This is a genomic window from Acuticoccus yangtzensis, from assembly GCF_001927245.1.
Classification (GTDB): domain Bacteria; phylum Pseudomonadota; class Alphaproteobacteria; order Rhizobiales; family Amorphaceae; genus Acuticoccus; species Acuticoccus yangtzensis.
Genome location: NZ_MJUX01000026.1, coordinates 1 through 1,016, shown reverse-complemented (window position 1 = coordinate 1,016; position 1,016 = coordinate 1). Strand labels below are relative to the sequence as shown.

Below are 1,016 nucleotides of genomic sequence, written 5' to 3'. Positions count from 1 at the left end.
GATGTCGATGTCGCCGACGATGGCCTCGACCGGGTCGAGGACGACGTCCGCATCGGCGACAAGGTCGTCGCCCGGCAGATCCACGCCGAGATCGACGGCGAGGTCGGCATCGCCCTCGGCCGGTGCACCGCCGCCGAGATCGACGGCGCCCAGCACCTCGTCCACGGTACCGGTGTCGACGGTGCCGAGGTCGGCCGTGTCGAGGACCGCGTCCACGGTGCCGGTGTCGACGGTGCCGAGGTCGGCCGTGTCGAGGACCGTGTCCACGGTGCCGCTATCCACGGTGCCGAGGTCGCCGGCGTCGAGCGTGGCGTCGACGAGGCCGTCCACCGTGCCGAGGGTCACGTCGGCGGAGATCGGCGCATCGCCGGTGAGGCCGTCGAGAAGCTCGAGGTCGGCATCGGCGGACACGGCGAGGGGGGCGCCGTCCTCCAGACCGAGGTCGGCGTCTGCGGCGATGTCGATGTCGCCGACGATGGCCTCGACCGGATCGAGAACGACGTCCGCGTCGGCGACGAGGTCTTCGCTCGGCAGGTCCACGCCGAGATCGACGGCGAGGTCGGCATCACCCTCGGCCGGCGCATCACCCCCGAGATCGACGGCCCCCAGCACCTCGTCCACGATGCCGAGGTCGGCAGTGTTGAGAACAGCATCCACGGTGCCGGTGTCGACGGTACCGAGGTCGGCCGCGTCGAGCACGGCGTCCACGGTGCCGGTGTCGACAGTGCCGAGGTCGGCCGCGTCGAAGACCGCGTCCACGGTACCGGCATCGATCGTGCCGAGGTCGGCCGTGTCGAGGACCGCAGCCACGGTGCCGCTATCCACGGTGCCGAGGTCCGCCGCGTCGAGGACGGTGTCCACAGTGCCACTATCCACAGTGGCGAGGTCGCCGGCGTCGAGCGTGGCGTCGACGAGGCCGTCCACCGTGCCGAGGGTCACGTCGGCGGAGATGGGCGCATCGCCGGTGAGGCCGTCGATGAGGTCGAGGTCGGCATCGGCGGACACGGCGAGGGGGG

1 pseudogene is annotated in these 1,016 nt (G+C 71.8%); it reads right to left on the bottom strand.

What is annotated here, in order from left to right:
- A pseudogene (locus BIX52_RS23390) lies at positions 1–1,016 on the bottom strand (hypothetical protein); the annotation flags it as partial.